Annotated in this window: 16 protein-coding genes; 5 read left to right on the forward strand and 11 right to left on the reverse strand. The window is 65.6% G+C overall.

Going from position 1 to position 14,932, the window contains the following annotated elements:
• Positions 1-195: 195 nt before the first annotated feature.
• From D1F64_RS19095 to D1F64_RS19105, 3 genes are read right to left on the reverse strand one after another with little or no spacing between them, the layout of a single operon-like run.
• Positions 196-423: a hypothetical protein gene (locus tag D1F64_RS19095; RefSeq protein ID WP_117413717.1), complete on the reverse strand. Its 228-nt coding sequence runs from the start codon at positions 421-423 to the stop codon at positions 196-198.
• Positions 424-463: 40 nt separating this feature from the next.
• Positions 464-1,720, reverse strand: coding sequence for a Zn-dependent hydrolase (locus D1F64_RS19100; protein WP_117413718.1), 1,257 nt, complete (start codon positions 1,718-1,720; stop codon positions 464-466).
• 10 nt (positions 1,721-1,730) lie between these two features.
• Complete coding sequence (locus D1F64_RS19105; RefSeq protein ID WP_117413719.1) at positions 1,731-2,015, reverse strand: cupin domain-containing protein; 285 nt, start codon at positions 2,013-2,015, stop codon at positions 1,731-1,733.
• Between the two features lie 694 nt (positions 2,016-2,709).
• Between D1F64_RS19105 and D1F64_RS19110 the strand changes: the two genes are divergently transcribed.
• Entirely contained in the window at positions 2,710-3,639 is a 930-nt protein-coding gene (locus D1F64_RS19110) for an IS110 family transposase (protein ID WP_117411581.1), read from the forward strand.
• Between the two features lie 90 nt (positions 3,640-3,729).
• Here the strand turns inward: D1F64_RS19110 and D1F64_RS19115 are convergent, their stop codons facing one another.
• A complete protein-coding gene (locus D1F64_RS19115) occupies positions 3,730-5,067 on the reverse strand; it encodes an aspartate aminotransferase family protein (RefSeq protein ID WP_117413720.1) in 1,338 nt (445 codons plus the stop codon).
• Positions 5,068-5,508: 441 nt separating this feature from the next.
• On the opposite strand from D1F64_RS19115, the gene D1F64_RS19120 reads away from it, so the two are divergent.
• Positions 5,509-6,147 carry a TetR/AcrR family transcriptional regulator gene (locus tag D1F64_RS19120; RefSeq protein ID WP_117413721.1) on the forward strand — a complete coding sequence of 213 codons (639 nt, stop codon included), beginning with the start codon at positions 5,509-5,511 and terminating at the stop codon, positions 6,145-6,147.
• Positions 6,144-6,812, forward strand: a complete 669-nt coding sequence (gene rutR, locus D1F64_RS19125; RefSeq protein WP_117413722.1) for an HTH-type transcriptional regulator RutR — start codon at positions 6,144-6,146, stop codon at positions 6,810-6,812. Before D1F64_RS19120 ends, rutR begins: the two co-directional genes overlap by 4 nt.
• A 9-nt stretch (positions 6,813-6,821) precedes the next feature.
• Here rutR and D1F64_RS19130 read toward each other — a convergent pair whose 3' ends face one another.
• Entirely contained in the window at positions 6,822-7,298 is a 477-nt protein-coding gene (locus D1F64_RS19130) for a hypothetical protein (RefSeq protein ID WP_117413723.1), read from the reverse strand.
• A gap of 103 nt (positions 7,299-7,401) precedes the next feature.
• Here D1F64_RS19130 and D1F64_RS19135 point away from each other — a divergent pair, with 103 nt between their 5' ends.
• Positions 7,402-8,313, forward strand: a complete 912-nt coding sequence (locus D1F64_RS19135; RefSeq protein WP_117413724.1) for a branched-chain amino acid ABC transporter permease — start codon at positions 7,402-7,404, stop codon at positions 8,311-8,313.
• 13 nt (positions 8,314-8,326) lie between these two features.
• Here D1F64_RS19135 and D1F64_RS19140 read toward each other — a convergent pair whose 3' ends face one another.
• Positions 8,327-9,259, reverse strand: a complete 933-nt coding sequence (locus D1F64_RS19140; protein WP_117413725.1) for a LysR family transcriptional regulator — start codon at positions 9,257-9,259, stop codon at positions 8,327-8,329.
• A 92-nt stretch (positions 9,260-9,351) separates the two neighbouring features.
• On the opposite strand from D1F64_RS19140, the gene D1F64_RS19145 reads away from it, so the two are divergent.
• A complete protein-coding gene (locus D1F64_RS19145; RefSeq protein WP_162901658.1) occupies positions 9,352-9,624 on the forward strand; it encodes a hypothetical protein in 273 nt (90 codons plus the stop codon).
• A gap of 10 nt (positions 9,625-9,634) precedes the next feature.
• Here D1F64_RS19145 and D1F64_RS19150 read toward each other — a convergent pair whose 3' ends face one another.
• The 5 genes from D1F64_RS19150 to D1F64_RS19170 all read right to left on the reverse strand — a co-directional run bounded on the left by D1F64_RS19150 (position 9,635) and on the right by D1F64_RS19170 (position 14,892).
• Positions 9,635-10,561 carry a glutaminase gene (locus D1F64_RS19150; RefSeq protein ID WP_117414723.1) on the reverse strand — a complete coding sequence of 309 codons (927 nt, stop codon included), beginning with the start codon at positions 10,559-10,561 and terminating at the stop codon, positions 9,635-9,637.
• 85 nt (positions 10,562-10,646) lie between these two features.
• Entirely contained in the window at positions 10,647-11,582 is a 936-nt protein-coding gene (locus tag D1F64_RS19155) for a DMT family transporter (protein ID WP_117413727.1), read from the reverse strand.
• On the reverse strand, positions 11,579-12,886 hold the full coding sequence (gene preA, locus D1F64_RS19160) for an NAD-dependent dihydropyrimidine dehydrogenase subunit PreA (protein WP_117413728.1): 1,308 nt from the start codon (positions 12,884-12,886) through the stop codon (positions 11,579-11,581). The genes D1F64_RS19155 and preA overlap by 4 nt, the downstream gene beginning before the upstream one ends.
• A 12-nt stretch (positions 12,887-12,898) precedes the next feature.
• Positions 12,899-14,257 (reverse strand): NAD(P)-dependent oxidoreductase, encoded by a 1,359-nt coding sequence (locus tag D1F64_RS19165; protein WP_117413729.1) that lies wholly within the window; start codon positions 14,255-14,257, stop codon positions 12,899-12,901.
• A 200-nt stretch (positions 14,258-14,457) separates the two neighbouring features.
• Positions 14,458-14,892, reverse strand: a complete 435-nt coding sequence (locus D1F64_RS19170) for a paraquat-inducible protein A (RefSeq protein WP_117413730.1) — start codon at positions 14,890-14,892, stop codon at positions 14,458-14,460.
• Positions 14,893-14,932 lie beyond the last annotated feature (40 nt).

Below are 14,932 nucleotides of genomic sequence, written 5' to 3' on the forward strand. Positions count from 1 at the left end.
TCTCGACCATCGCGTGAAAAAGGCGCGTCGGCGCCGGGCCTGGCACGCCTCGCCCCCGTCATTGCCCGGCGCAGTCCGGGCAATCCAATGCCGGCGGCAGCAGACGCGGAGAGCGCGAATGGATCACCCGGACGAAGCCGGGTGATGACGGCGGAATGTGTAGTGAAATCGGAACAGACCGAAGCCCCTACCCGCTTACGCGTCGAGCAGGTCAAGCCGCTTTTCGATGCGGCCGACGCGCTCGTCCAGCCGGTCGAGGCGGGTGGAGAGGCTGGCGTAGGCCGCATTGAGCCCGCCGACCTGCGTTTCAACGTGCCCCAGCCGTTCCTTGGTCTCCATATGAAATTGCGTGTGCAGGGAGAGCGTGTCCTGCATCCGCTTGAGCGTCTCGTAAATGAGCTCATTGGTGACCGTGTCGGACATGGCCCAATCCTTCCGTAACGTGAATATACGGAAGGCCTGCTCACTCCACAATCTCCGCCGTCTCGACGACCGCGTGGAACAGCACATCGGCGCCGGCGCGGGCCCAATCGAGGGAAATCTCTTCCGCCTCGTTGTGGCTCAGCCCGTCGACGCAGGGGCACATGACCATGGCGGTCGGCGCCACGCGGTTGATCCAGCAGGCGTCGTGCCCGGCGCCGGAGATGATGTCGCGGTGCGAGTAGCCCAGCCGTTCGGCGGCGTTGCGGATCGCGGTGACGCAGGTCTCATCAAACGTGACCGGGTCGAAGCCGCCGACCGTCTCCATCTCCAGCCCCAGGCCCATGTCGTTGCAAATTTTCTTCGCGCCCGCATCGAGCTGCTGTTCCATGGCCTTGATGGTGGCGAGGTCGGGCGAACGGAAATCCACGGTGAACACGGCCTTACCGGGGATCACGTTGCGCGAATTGGGGTAGATGTCGATGTGGCCGGCGGCGCCCACCGCGTCAGGCTTGTGCGCCCAGGCGATCTCATCGACGAGTTCCAGAATCCGCGCCATGCCGAGACCGGCGTTCTTGCGCATCGGCATCGGCGTGGAGCCGGTGTGGCTTTCCTTGCCGGTCACGGTCACCTGCGTCCAGGACAGCCCCTGGCCGTGGGTGACGACGCCGATGTCCTTGCCCTCGGCCTCCAGGATCGGTCCCTGCTCGATGTGCAGCTCGAAGAAGGCCTTCATCTTGTCCTTGCGCGATCCCACCGGCTCGTCGCCCTTCCAGCCGATGCGTTCAAGCTCGTCGCCGAACTTGAGCCCCTTGGCATCCTCGCGGGCGTTGGCCCAGTCCTCCTCGTGCACGCCGGCGAAGACGCCCGAGGCCAGCATGGCGGGGGCGTAGCGGGTGCCCTCCTCGTTGGTCCAGTTGGTGACCACGATGGGATGTTTCGTCTTGATGCCGAGATCGTTGAGCGTGCGCACGATTTCCAGCCCCGCAAGCACGCCGAGCACGCCGTCGTATTTGCCGCCCGTGGGCTGGGTGTCGAGATGCGAACCGACGTAGACTGCGGGAAGGTCCGGCTCGGTTCCCGGCCGCGTCATGAACATGGTGCCCATGCTGTCGACGCCCATCGTGAGCCCCGCGTCCTCGCACCATTTCTGGAACAGTCTGCGGCCTTCCGCATCCTCGTCGGTCAGCGTCTGGCGGTTGTTGCCGCCAGCGATGCCCGGGCCGATCTTCGCCATCTGCATCAGGCTGTCCCACAGCCGCTCGCCGTTGATCTTGAGGTTCTCGCCCGGTGCCGGCATCGGCTCTCTCCTACTTCAATTCAACTTCGACGAAGGACATGACCGCGCCCCCGCCATTGACGACATTGTGCTCGACGCCCTCTTCGCGCCGGTAGCTGGTGCCCGAAGGAATGGTCACCATGCGGCTGCCGCCGCCGGGCTCCTCCAGCAGCATGTGGCAGTCGGTCAGCGTCGTGATGACATAGTCCATGGAGTGGGTGTGCCAGCCCGTCTCCGCGCCGGGCGCGAAATCAAACCGCGTCACCCGCACCCGCTCGTCATCGATCATCTGCGTCGCCGTCGCCTGTTCGCGCATGCCGTCTCCTGTATCAACCAGCCTCATCCCGCATGTCATCCCGGCCGCAGCGGAGAGCCGGGGCCCCGGCCAGGAACGCCCTGTCGCCAACCCGACGGCGCGGCCCCCGCGACCGCTGCCGCCAGCCCGCGGCCGCCACCGAAATCACCTCTCCCATGGGAAGAGGTCGGGCCGCAGGTCCGGGTGAGGGGAACGGGATTTCCCGCATCCCCGAAAGTCAGCATCCCCTCACCCCGGCCCTCTCCCCATGGGAGAGGGGCAGTCACAGGGACGCCGGTCTCCTTCACCAACGCATCCTCAATCGATCGCCTTGAGCACCTTGCCCAGCGTGCCGATCAGCTCGTCGATCTGCGCCTGTTCGCGCATACCGTCTCCTGTCTCGCCAGCCCCACCTCATATGTCATCCCGGCCGCAGCGCAGCGGAGAGCCGGGACCCAGTAAACGCCTGACCCTGCGATGACCCCGAGCCATCGCCACAGCCCGGGGCGGACCAGCGGCAAGAGCCGACAAGCCGTCGGCTACTGGGTCCCTGTGTATTGTCGATGTGTCAGAATGGGTGCGGACGGGAGATCGTTGGGTCCCAGGTTTTGCAGACCGAGAACCGGCACGGATCCCCGCCCGCGCAGACAGATCCAAACCTGAACAGTTGATCGAGGCCGCCGCAACCGGACCTCGCAGCACAGGGACAGGCGCCATGAGGATACACCCTGGCTTCATTGGAATCGATGTTTCCAAGCATCATCTCGATATTTTTGATGGGCTTTACGACACCCATCGGCGCGTTGACAACACGGCCGAGGCCATCGAGGCATGGCTCGCAGGCCTTGGTGAGCGTCAGCTCTTCGTCGTCTTCGAGGCGACGGGCCGCTTTGACCGCACGCTTGCCCGGGCGTTGGCCGGACACGCGCTGCGCTTTGCCCGGGTCAATCCCTCCCGTGCCCGCGACTTTGCCCGCTCACTCGGCCTCATCGCCAAGACGGATGCCATCGACGCCCGCATGCTCGCCGCCATGGGGCAGTGCCTCGATCCGCAGGCCACGCCGGCGGCCGACGAGGCGCGTGACCGGCTCTCCGGCGTACACAAGCGCCGCGACCAGTTGGTCGCCATTCGCCAGCAGGAAAAGCTTCGTCTTGCCGAGGCCCATGAGTGCGAGCGGTCGAGCCTGGAGCGCCACCTTGCCTGGCTGAATGAGGAGATCGCCGCTGTGGAGGCCGAGCGCGCCGCCCTCATCCGGGCCAATGCGACGTTCGCGGGGATGGAAAGGCTGCTGCGCTCCATTCCCGGTATCGGCCCGGTCGCCGCCACGACGCTGATCGCGCTGATGCGTGAGCTCGGCACCACATCGCCCAAGGCGATCGCGGCGCTTGCGGGTCTTGCGCCCTTCAATGTCGACAGCGGCCGTTTCCGGGGCCACCGCGCGATCAAGGGTGGGCGCAAGCGGGTGCGCGACGCCCTCTACATGGCCGCCGTCACCGCGGCGCGCTCCAACTCGCGTTTCAAGGCCTATGCCCGGGCCCTGGTCGATCGCGGAAAACCCTTCAAGGTCACCATGATCGCGCTGGCCAGAAAAATCCTCGTCACCGCAAACGCCATCCTAAGAGACGGTGTCCCGTTCCACGCATGACACACTCAACAACACAGTTGCCGGGTCTCGCGTTGCTCGCCCGGGATGACATCGATTAACTCTCCCGCTCCCCGTCTACCAAAAAGACCCTCAGTCGATCGCCTTGAGCACCTTGCCCAGCGTGACGATCAGTTCGTCGATCTGCGCCTTCGAGATGATCAGCGGCGGCGACAGGGCGATGATGTCGCCGGTGGTGCGGATCAGCAGGCCTTCCTCATAGGCTTTCAGGAACGCCGAGAACGCCCGTTTGGTCGGGCTGCCCGCAATCGGCTCCAGCTCGACGGCGCCGATCAGCCCGATGTTGCGCACGTCGATCACATGCGGATGATCCTTGAGCGAATGCAGCGCGTCGGCCCAGTAGTCCGCCAGATCCGCGCCGCGCGTCAAAAGCCCCTCGTCCTCGTAGGTGTCCAGCGTGCCCAGCGCCGCGGCGCAGGCCACCGGATTGCCGGAATAGGTGTAGCCGTGGAAGAACTCGATCATGTGCTCGGGCCCCTGCATGAAGGCCTCGTAGATCGTGTTGGCGACGAAGACCGCGCCCATGGGGATGACGCCGCTGGTCAAGCCCTTGGCGGTGGTCACCATGTCCGGCACCACATCGAAATAATCGACCGCGAACGGCGTGCCGAGGCGGCCGAACCCGGTGATGACCTCATCAAAAATCAGCAGGATGCCGTGCTGGTCGCAGATCTCGCGCAGCCGCTTGAGATAGCCCTTGGGCGGGATCAGGACGCCGGTGGAGCCGGCCACCGGCTCGACGATGACGGCGGCGATGGTCGAGGGATCGTGCAGTTGCACCAGCCGGATCAGGTCCTCGGCGTATTCCGCGCCGTTCTCCGGCTCGCCGCGGGTAAAGGCGTTACGCTCCAGATCGTGGGTATGGCGGATGTGGTCGACGCCGGTCAGCATGGTGCCGAACATCTTGCGGTTGCCGGAAATGCCGCCCACCGAGATGCCGCCGAAATTGACGCCGTGGTAGCCGCGCTCGCGGCCGATCAGCCTAAAGCGCGCGCCGTCGCCCCTGGCGCGATGATAGGCGATGGCGGTCTTCAGCGCCGTCTCGACGGATTCAGAACCGGAGTTGGTGAAGAACACATGGTCGAGCGGCGAGGGCAGCATCGCCGACAGCCGGGCCGCCAGCTCGAAGGCCTTGGGATGGCCCATCTGGAAGGCCGGCGCGTAGTCGAGCTCGGCCACCTGCTTCTGAACCGCCTCGACGATCTTCGGGCGGCCATGGCCGGCGTTGCAGCACCACAGCCCGGCGGTGCCGTCGAGCACCTGGCGTCCGTCGGCCGTCGTGTAATGCATGTCCTTGGCGGCCACGAACAGCCGCGGGTCCTGCTTGAACTGCCGGTTCGCCGTGAACGGCATCCAGAAGGCTTCGAGATTGTTGGTCTCCAAAGAGGCCGGTTTCGCAGACTGAGACATGCATCCTCCCGCGGCACACGGCGTCTTGCCGGTGCGAACGTCGTTTTTCCCGCCGTTTGCGCGAGGCGATCATCACCGTCGCGCGCGGCTCATTCATTGTATGGGTCACCCGCCTGGCGAGCATCGCGGATCAAGCGTCGCAAATCCATGCTCCCATGCAAGCCCCATTGGCCGCTTGCAGGATTGTTCCCATTTCCCGTGCGCGGCCGGCTCCCGTGTCGCGTCCGTTCAAAATCGTACACACGCGCCCATCCGGTGTATCCATAGGAAGGACGGTGTCGTTCGCGCGGCGAATTCTGAGTTCTTGCTTCACCGTCCGCCGCTTGTTACCAGTTGATCAGCGATTAAAGCTGACCAAATGGTCAAGTTCACGATATGAATGCCCGACCAGCCGGTCAAGGCCAATTTTTGCCCACCGAGGCGGAAAAACGATCACAGCGAATGGCGCAGAAAACACGGCAAAAATCGGCAGCGCGCGCAGAAAATGAGCGGCTCATCCTGGAAGCGGCGGAAACGGTGTTCGCGGAATACGGATACAAGGGCGCGACGACCGCGATGATCGCCGGGCGCGCGGGCCTGCCGAAAGCCAATCTGCACTATTATTTTCCCACCAAGGAGGCGCTGTATCGCCGGGTTGTGGAGGATATTTTCAACGTCTGGCTGGCGGCCGCCGACACCTTCGACGACTGCGACGATCCGGTCGAGGCGCTGACGCGCTACATTTCCATCAAGATGGACATTTCCCGCCAGCACCCGATGGGCTCCAAGGTCTGGGCGAATGAAATCCTGCACCGCGCGCCGGTGATCCAGGACTATCTGGAGACCACGCTGCGCGAATGGACCGCGAGCCGCGTGGCGATCATCAGGCGCTGGATCGATCAGGGCAGGATCCAGCCGGTGAACCCGGACTATCTGCTGTACATGATCTGGGCCACCACACAGCACTATGCCGACTTCAACCACCAGATCGACACGCTGAACGGCGGCAAACCCTTGAGCGACGCGCAATTCGAGGAGGCCAAGCAGACCGTGATCTCGACCATTCTGACGGGCATCGGCGCCAGGCGCACGCACCCATGAGCGAGGGCAAGGCGCCCGCGCCACGGACAGCGAAAACGGCCGGGAACGGGGCGAAGCCGGCCACGCGCATCCAGACGCAGAACCGCGAGAAAATCCTTGAGGCGGCGCTGGAGGTGTTTTCCAGCTACGGCTACCGCGGCTCGACCATCGAGCAGATCGCAAGCGCGGCAGCCATGTCAAAATCCAACCTGCTCTACTATTTCCGCTCCAAGAAGCTGATCTACACGGCCGTGCTCGAACATATTCTCGACGAATGGCTGGCGCCGCTGCGCACGCTGGAGGTCGACGGCGATCCGGCGGAGGAAATCAGCGCCTATATCGCGCGCAAGCTGGAACTCTCGGCCAGCAATCCCAAGGCCTCACGGCTGTTCGCTGGCGAGATTCTGCAGGGCGCGCCGATGATCGGCGGATTCCTCAAGGGCCCGCTGAAGGATCTGATGGACGCCAAGGCCAAGGTGATCAACGCCTGGGCCGAGCAGGGCCGCATCCGGCCCGTCGATCCGCATCATCTGATTTTCATGATCTGGGCGACGACCCAGCATTACGCCGATTTCGACATCCAGATCCGCGCGCTCACCGGCACCGGTGTTGACGATCCCGCCTTCGAGAGCACCGCCAAGGAAACCGTTACGCGGATGATCCTGGAAGGTCTGCTGCCGCGTTGAGGCGCATGCCTATCTGGCAGGCGGCACGCCACCGAAAGACTCCGGATTGCGCGTGTATCCCGGACCGATGGTCAACGGCACCTTGGGCAGCACGCTCTGGTCGACCGTCGATGTGAACGCGCGGACATGCTCCTCCAGCAGCGTTCCGGCCGCATCGCGCAAACGCAGTGTCACGCCGTAGGGCCGGTCCGCCTGGACGCCGTGCAAGGGCGGCGAGGTCAGCATGTACCGCCGCTGCGGCGCCACCGGCGTGCGGGTGACGCGCAAGGCTTCGCCGCCTTGCGGGTTCTCGAATTCCCCCTCCAGAACCGCGCCCTCGGGCAGCGCGCGCAAGGGTTCCGCCACGACGTTGCAGGTGGCTTCGGCAATGCGGTAGTTGAACACGAATCCGCCGCCCGCGATCTTCAGATAAGGCGTGTCACCGGAATCGCATCCCGCCAGCACCAACGCCGCCAGGACCAGTCCCCACGCCACTCGGATCGTCATCGCCCCGCACCATTTTCCGCTATCCGCTTGCCACAATGAGCGGGTGCGATCTAAGTGGCAAGCGGCTCCGGCCGTCACGTCCGTCGTCCATCCCGGGTGTCCCATGTCCCTCGGCTACCTCCTGCAGCAGATCCTGAACACCCTCCAGGTGGCCGGCTTCTATGCGCTGCTGGCGGTCGCCTACATCCTGCTGCATGGCGTCACCGGGCGCATCAACCTGGCGTTTGGCGCGATGGCCATGTGGGGAGGGTCCATGACCATCGCCGGGTTCGGGCTGGCCGGCATCCTCCTGCCCTATGCCACCGCGATTCCCCTCGTCTTCGCGCTCGGCTACGGGCTCGCCGCTTCCGTGCTTCTGGGCCTGGTCCTCGCCGCCATCGTCGTCAAGCCGCTGGCGAACAGCCGCGGGCTCGCCATGCTGATCGCCACCATCGGCGTCGCCATCGTGCTCGAGGAGACGGTGCGGCTGGCGAGCCTGTCGCGCGAGCTGTGGATGGAGCCGGTGCTGGCCGACCCGGTCCTGCTGCTTGGCGGCGAGGATTTTGCGGTCCTGATCACCCCGATGCGGCTGATCGTGCTGGCCGCCTGCGCCGCGCTTACCGGCGGACTGCTGGCACTGCTGCGCCTCTCCGCGTTCGGCAGGGCATGGCGGGCGGTGAGCGAGGACGCGGCCATGGCGCGGCTTCTTGGCATCAATACAGGCGCCACCATCACGGCCACATTGGCCCTGTCGGCGCTGCTGGCCGGCTCCGCGGGCGCGCTGATGGCGGTGCTCTACGGCAATTCAAGCTTTTCCGGCGGCATGATCATCGGGCTCAAGGCGCTCTATGTGGTGATCCTGGGCGGCTTCGCCGCGCCCGGCGGCGCGGTACTCGGCGCGCTGGCGCTGGCGGGGTTCGAAACAGCCTGGACGGTTCTCGTCTCCGCGACGTACCGCGATGTCGCCAGTTTCGCCGCCATGACTGCACTGCTGATGGCGCGTCCGACCGGGCTTCTGGCCGATCCGCTGCGATAGGCTGGGCGCGCCCTCAGCCTCCCGATGGATCCGACGCACGATAGGCGTCCTGCACCCGCAGCACGGTGGCTCGGAACGCCTTGACCAGTTCCGACGGCTCCAGCCGCCGCGTGCCGAGCACCACGGTGGAGACCGGTCCCATGCCGCCCTCGATGCGCACATAACGCACGCCGGGCATGCGGCTCCCGCGGACGGAGCGCGGGACGATGGAAACGCCCAGCCCGGTGGATACGAGATCGATCGCACCGGTCAGGTTCGGAGCCTCCTGCACCACGTCAAACGGCAGCGCGGCGTTGGCGAAGGCGCTTTGGATCTCGTTGTAGAGAACCGGCTCGGTCGACCGCCGGTAGAGAATAAGCGGCAGGCGCGACAGGGCGCTCAGCGTGATCGTGTCGCCGGCAATGCCGTAGGCTTCGGCGAGCGTCTCCGGCACGACCGCGATCATCGCCTCCTCAACCAGTTCCTCGAACCGTAGCGACGCGTCGGTCTTTCGCATGCGCTGGACGAAGGCGACATCGATCATCCTGGCCGCCAGACCCGCCTGCAGTTCGACCGAGCCGTCGCCGCGGATCGAGATGGTCACCTCGGGACGCTCCTGGCGGAACCGGCCGATCGCCTGTTTGGCAAGCGGATGCGTCAGGGTCGATCCGGTGACCCCGACCACCAGATGCCCCGCCGTGCCGCGGTCGATCTTCCTGGTTTTCTCAACCGCATCGCGCATCAGGTCGACGATCCGGCAAGCGTCGTCGTAGAGCGAAATCGCGGCCGGCGTCGGTTCCACGCCGCGCGGCACACGATGGAACAGGCGCACGCCGAGCGACGTCTCCAAGGCCTTGATCTGCGTGCTCAATGGCGGTTGCTGCATGGACAGGCGTTCGGCCGCCCGCGTGATGTGGCGCTCCTCGAAAACGGCCATGAAATAGCGCAGCTGCCGCAGGTCCATCATATCCAAAACATATGAAGATTGTATCGAGACTCGTATAGCAAGTATGCAATGACAGCGCTAGCCTGAGTGGGGAATGAAACGGGAGACTGCTCATGCGCCAGCAAGAAGCCTCATGCGGCCCCGGCGGAATGCCGGACCTCCGCACCCTGCCGTTTCCCGAGAACCTCGGTTTCGATGATACGGTCCGGGTCGAGGTCGCCGAGTGCCTGGTCATCGGCCGCGCGGAACTGATGGCCGCCCGCGCCAAGATCCGGCACGCGCTGGACGGTGACGACCGGCCGGACGCCGAGACGCGCCGATGGCTCGTCAAGCACCTGACGCTGGTGGAGAACGCCCTGAGCGCCGTACGTCAATCGGAAATCTGAGCGCCACGCCTCAGCCGAACACCGACCAGTGCATGCGCCGGGCGAGCATTTCCAGAGCCTCGGTGCCCAGCCGCGAATTGCCGACCGGGTCGAGCCCCGGCGACCAAACCGCGACCGAGGCGATTCCCGGCACAACCGCGATGATGCCGCCGCCCACCCCGCTCTTGCCGGGAAGACCGACGCGGAAGGCGAACTCTCCCGAGCCGTCGTAGTGCCCGCAGGTCAGCATCAGGGCGTTGATGCGCCGGGCGCGCTCCACCGAGATCACCGAATGACCGGTGTCGGGATTGCGCCCCAGAAACGCCAGATAGCGCGTGGCCGAAGCCAGTTGGCGGCAGCTCATGGCGATGGCGCAATGATGAAAATACACGCCCAGAACATGCGCCACCGGATTGTCCAGCACGCCGAAGGATTTCATGTAGTTGGCGAGCGCAGCGTTGCGGTAGCCGGTCTGCTTCTCCGACGCGGCCACGGCCTCGTCGATGCCGATGCCGTCGTCGCCGGTGATGAAATGCAAAAACCGCAGGATCTCGCCCAGCGCCTCGCGCGGCTGGTGGCCGGACAGGATCGTGTCGGTGACCACAAGCGCGCCGGCGTTGATGAACGGATTGCGCGGCCGCCCCTGCTCCTGCTCGAGCTGGACGATGGAGTTGAACGCGTTGCCCGAGGGCTCGCGCCCGACGCTGCGCCACAGCCCGTCTCCGACCTTGCCGAGCGCCAGCGTCAGCGTGAAGACCTTGGACACGCTCTGGATGGAGAACGGTTCGTCGCAGTCGCCTGCCGCGATCTGCGTACCGTCGGCCAACATCACCGCGATGCCGAAGCGCGCGGGATCGACGCAGGCCAGTTCGGGAATGTAATGCGCCACCGTCCCACGCTCGGAGCGCCCGGCCATCTCCTGCGCGATCTCGCTCACGACGGTTCTCAGGTCAGTCACGCGGCATGTCTCCAACAGCGGGTGCGGCGGCACCATGAGTGTTTCATGCGCGCGGGGCAAGTCGCCCGTCCTCGCGTCTGAAAGCTCAGCGCCGGCCGCCGATCTGCAGGATCACCGTCACGATGGCGGTGAGCAGGACGCCGCCGATGACATATGGCCCCGGCCACGGTCCGCCGAGGATCAGTTCCTCCACGACGACGAAACCGGGCACCAGATAGGTGTAGCCCATGAGCGGGCCGGACGGCAGCCGCAGCCCGGCGTATTTGCTGAGATAGAAGGTGATGGCGGTGGGAAAGACCGCCAGATAGGCGATGCCGAGATAGATGTGCGAGGGCAGGCCCGTCCAGTCGACGCCGCCGAGCCTGGGCAGCGACGCCAGCGCCAGAATGAGCGTGCTGGCCGCCAGGCACCAGAAGGTGAAGGAGACCAGCGGCTCGCGTCCGTGCGCCTTGCGCACGAAGGGTATGTAGGTGCCATAGGCGACGCAGCCGACGATGAACACCAGTTCGCCATGGCCCAGCCGGAAGGCGGAGAGTTGCGCCAGGTCCTCGCCGAACAGCACCACCAGCGCGCCGGCGGCCCCAAGCCCCAGGCAGACGCGTTGCAGCCGCGAGATCCGCTGCCCCAGCAGGAAATAGGCGACCACCGCCGCGACCACGGGCACCAGCGTGAACAGCGCGCTCGTGTTGACCGCGCTCGTCCAGCGCAGCGCCTCGAACATGGAGATGAAATAGAGCGCCAGCAGCGAGCCGATCCACAGATAGCCGCCCGCCTGCCGCAGACCCGGCCGGTACCAGCCGCCGCGCGCCGTGACCAGCCCGCCGAACAGCGCCGTCGCCAGCACGAAGCGCAGCAAGGTGAGGACGACCGGATCGAGCTCGGAGGCGATCGCCGCGCCGAGCGGAAACGACGTGCTGATGATCAACGCGAACAGCAGCATCGCCGCATGCGCCAAGCCGATTTCGGCCCCGGCGGGATGCGCCGGGGCCGAGTCATTCGCAACGGGTACGGCGTCGCTCACTCCGCCGCGACCCGGCTGGGGTTGTTGGGGTGCGTCGTCCAGTTGGCGTAGGTGCCGAGCACCGGCGCACCGGTGCGCGGGTCGATCTCGCCGGGCGCCATCGCCTCCATGGTGATGCAGTTCTCCACCGGACACACGCTGACGCAGAGATTGCAGCCGACACATTCCGCATCGATCACCTCAAAGCCCCGCACCCCGTTGATCGACGAGGTGATCGCCTGATGCGATGTGTCCTCGCAGGCGATGTGGCAGCGGCCGCACTTGATGCACAGCTCCTGGTCGATCTTCGCCTTGGCGATGTAGTTGAGATTGAGATAGCGCCAATCGGTGACATTGGGCACCGCGCGGCCGACGATCTCCTCGACGCTCGCATAGCCCTTCTCGTCCATCCAGTCCGACAGGCCTTCCTTCATCTCCTCGACGATCTTGAAGCCGTAGGTCATCGCCGCCGTGCACACCTGCACGTTGCCGCAGCCCAACGCGATGAATTCCGCGGCGTCCCGCCAGGTCGTGATGCCGCCGATGCCGGAGATCGGAAGCTTCGGCATCTCCGCGTCGCGGGCGATCTCCGCCACCATGTTCAGCGCGATGGGCTTGACCGCCGGACCGCAGAAGCCGCCATGCGAGCCCTTGCCGTCGATCGTCGGAGTGGGCGCCATCAGATCGAGATCGACGCTGACGATCGAGTTGATGGTGTTGATCAGCGAGACCGCGTCGGCGCCGCCCTGGAAGGCGGCACGCGCCGGATGACGGATGTCCGTGATGTTGGGCGTCAGCTTGACAATCACCGGCATGCGCGTGTGCTTCTTGCACCAGCGCGTGACCATCTCGATGTATTCCGGTACCTGGCCGACGGCCGAGCCCATGCCGCGCTCGCTCATGCCGTGCGGACAGCCGAAGTTGAGTTCGACGCCATCGGCCTCGGTCTCCTCGACAAGCTTGAGGATATCGGCCCAGTTCTGCTCCTCGCACGGCACCATCAGCGAGACCACCAGCGCGCGGTCGGGCCAGTCCTTCTTGACTCGCTTGATTTCCTGCAGGTTGAGCTGCAGCGGCCGGTCGGTGATCAGCTCTATGTTGTTGAAGCCGGTCAGTTGCCGGTCCTTGCCGTGGGTCGCGCCATAGCGCGGGCCGTTGACGTTGACGACGGGATCGCCGTCACCGAGCGTCTTCCAGACCACGCCGCCCCAGCCCGCCTGGAAGGCACGCACGACGTTGTATTCCTTGTCGGTCGGCGGCGCGGAGGCCAGCCAGAAGGGGTTCGGCGAGGTGATGCCGGCGAAAGTGGTTCTCAGATCAGCCATGGGTGCCTCCCTTCAAAGACCGAAGGATGCGTGGATCGCATCCGCTGCGCGCTTGCCGTCGGCGACGGCCGCGACCGTGAGGTCCTCGCCGCCCGCGACACAGTCGCCGCCCGCGTAGACATCGGCGAGTGACGTGCGGCCGTCGGCGTCGACCTTGATGCGGCTGCCGTCGAGCTCCAGCGCGTCCGCGCCGCCGCTCACCGCATCCGCGATGAACGTCTGGCCGATGGCCTTGAACACCTGATCCGCGGAAATCCGCGTGGCCTCGCCGGTGCCGATCAACCGGCCCGCGTCATCGAGGATTGTACGCTCCAGCACGACGCCGGTCACATGGCCCGCCTCGCCCTCGATCGCCACCGGCTTCATCCAGTGCCGGATGGTGACGCCGGAGGTCATGGCGAGTTCCTGTTCGTAAGGACTGGCGTTCATCTGCTCCGCGCCGCGCCGGTAGGCAATCGTCACCTCCTCGGCGCCCAGAAGCTTTGTCTGCACCGCGATGTCGATGGCCGTCATGCCGCCGCCAATGACGACGATGCGCCGCCCCACCGGCAGCGTCGAGAGATCCTTCGCCTGACGCAACTCAGCGATATAATCGACCGCGTCGAGCACGCCGTCGAGATCCTCGCCCTCGGCGCGCAGCGCGTTGACGCCGCCCAGCCCCATGCCGAGAAACACCGCGTCATATTCGGACCGCAGCCCCGCGAGCGTAATGTCGCGGCCCAGCGCCTTGCCGGTCTCGACCGAAATCCCGCCGACGGCGAGCACGAAGTCCACCTCGGCCTGAGCGAAGCCGTCGACCGTCTTGTAGGCGGCGATGCCGTATTCGTTGAGGCCTCCGAGTTTCTCGCGCGCCTCGAAAATCGTCACATCATGGCCCAGTTCAGCCAGCCGGTGCGCGCAGGCCAGCCCCGCCGGGCCGCCGCCGACGACCGCCACGCGCTTGCCCGTGGGCGCGGCGCGGGTGTGGAAATCGACCGTGTCGATCTCCATCAGGTGATCGGTCGCATAGCGCTGCAGCTGGCCGATCTTCACCGGCTTGCCCTCACCCTCCATGCGCACGCAGGCCTGCTCGCACAGGGTTTCGGTCGGACAGACGCGGGCGCACATGCCGCCCAGAATGTTCTGCTCGAAAATGGTCTTGGCCGAACCGACCGGGTTTCCGGTGGAAATCTGGCGGATGAACATCGGGATGTCGATCGACGTCGGGCACGCGATGGTGCACGGCGCGTCAAAACAGAAATAGCAGCGGTCGGCCTCGACGATGGCCTCATGCGCGTGCAGCGGCGGATGCAGGTCCTGGAAATTCCTCAAATAGGAGTCCGCGGACAGACGGCCGGGCGCAATGTCCGGACCGGCCTTGGCTTCGGTCATGGAAACCTCCGAAAGGTGTTGGCGATCATTCTCCGGCGCTCCTCTCGTTGCGCGGAGGAGCTGCATCGTCAGTTTCGGTATTTTTTGACCAAATAGTCAAATATTAATTGCGCGCCCGGCCGCGCGAATTTTGCGCGCGCGGCGCCGATTGTGCCGCAAAAGACGGCACAGGTAAAAATTAATCAGAAAGATCAGCCAAATCAGCGGCGGCCGCAGATCAGCGCGGCCACGGCGCTGGCGAGCGTCGCGAAGGCATAGAACCAGATGCCGGGCTGGGTCACGGCGGTGGCGAAGCCGCTGGTCTTGGCCGCGAAAATCACCAGCGCCACCAGCATCACGTCCATCATCGACCACTTGCCGACAGCGCCCAGCAGCGTCAGCGAGCGGCCGCGTCCGCCACCGAAGGCCACCACATGCAACAGCAGCAGCTTGACGGCCGGCAACGCAATGGAAAAGCAGCCCACCAGCACACCGAGCGCCGCGTCCTCGCCGCGCGTCAGCTCCAGCACGATCTCGATGAGCGACGGGGTTTCCTCGAAAAAATACAGCTTCTCGAAGCGCACCAGCGGCAGCGTGAGCCCCAGCGCGAAGGAGAAGGAGGCGAGCGGCAGCAAGAGGGAGAGAAACAGGCGCATGGGCGACCTTGGCTGTGTGCGGGAGGCCGCGCGCGACGGC

This window comes from Breoghania sp. L-A4, assembly GCF_003432385.1.
Lineage (GTDB): Bacteria > Pseudomonadota > Alphaproteobacteria > Rhizobiales > Stappiaceae > Breoghania.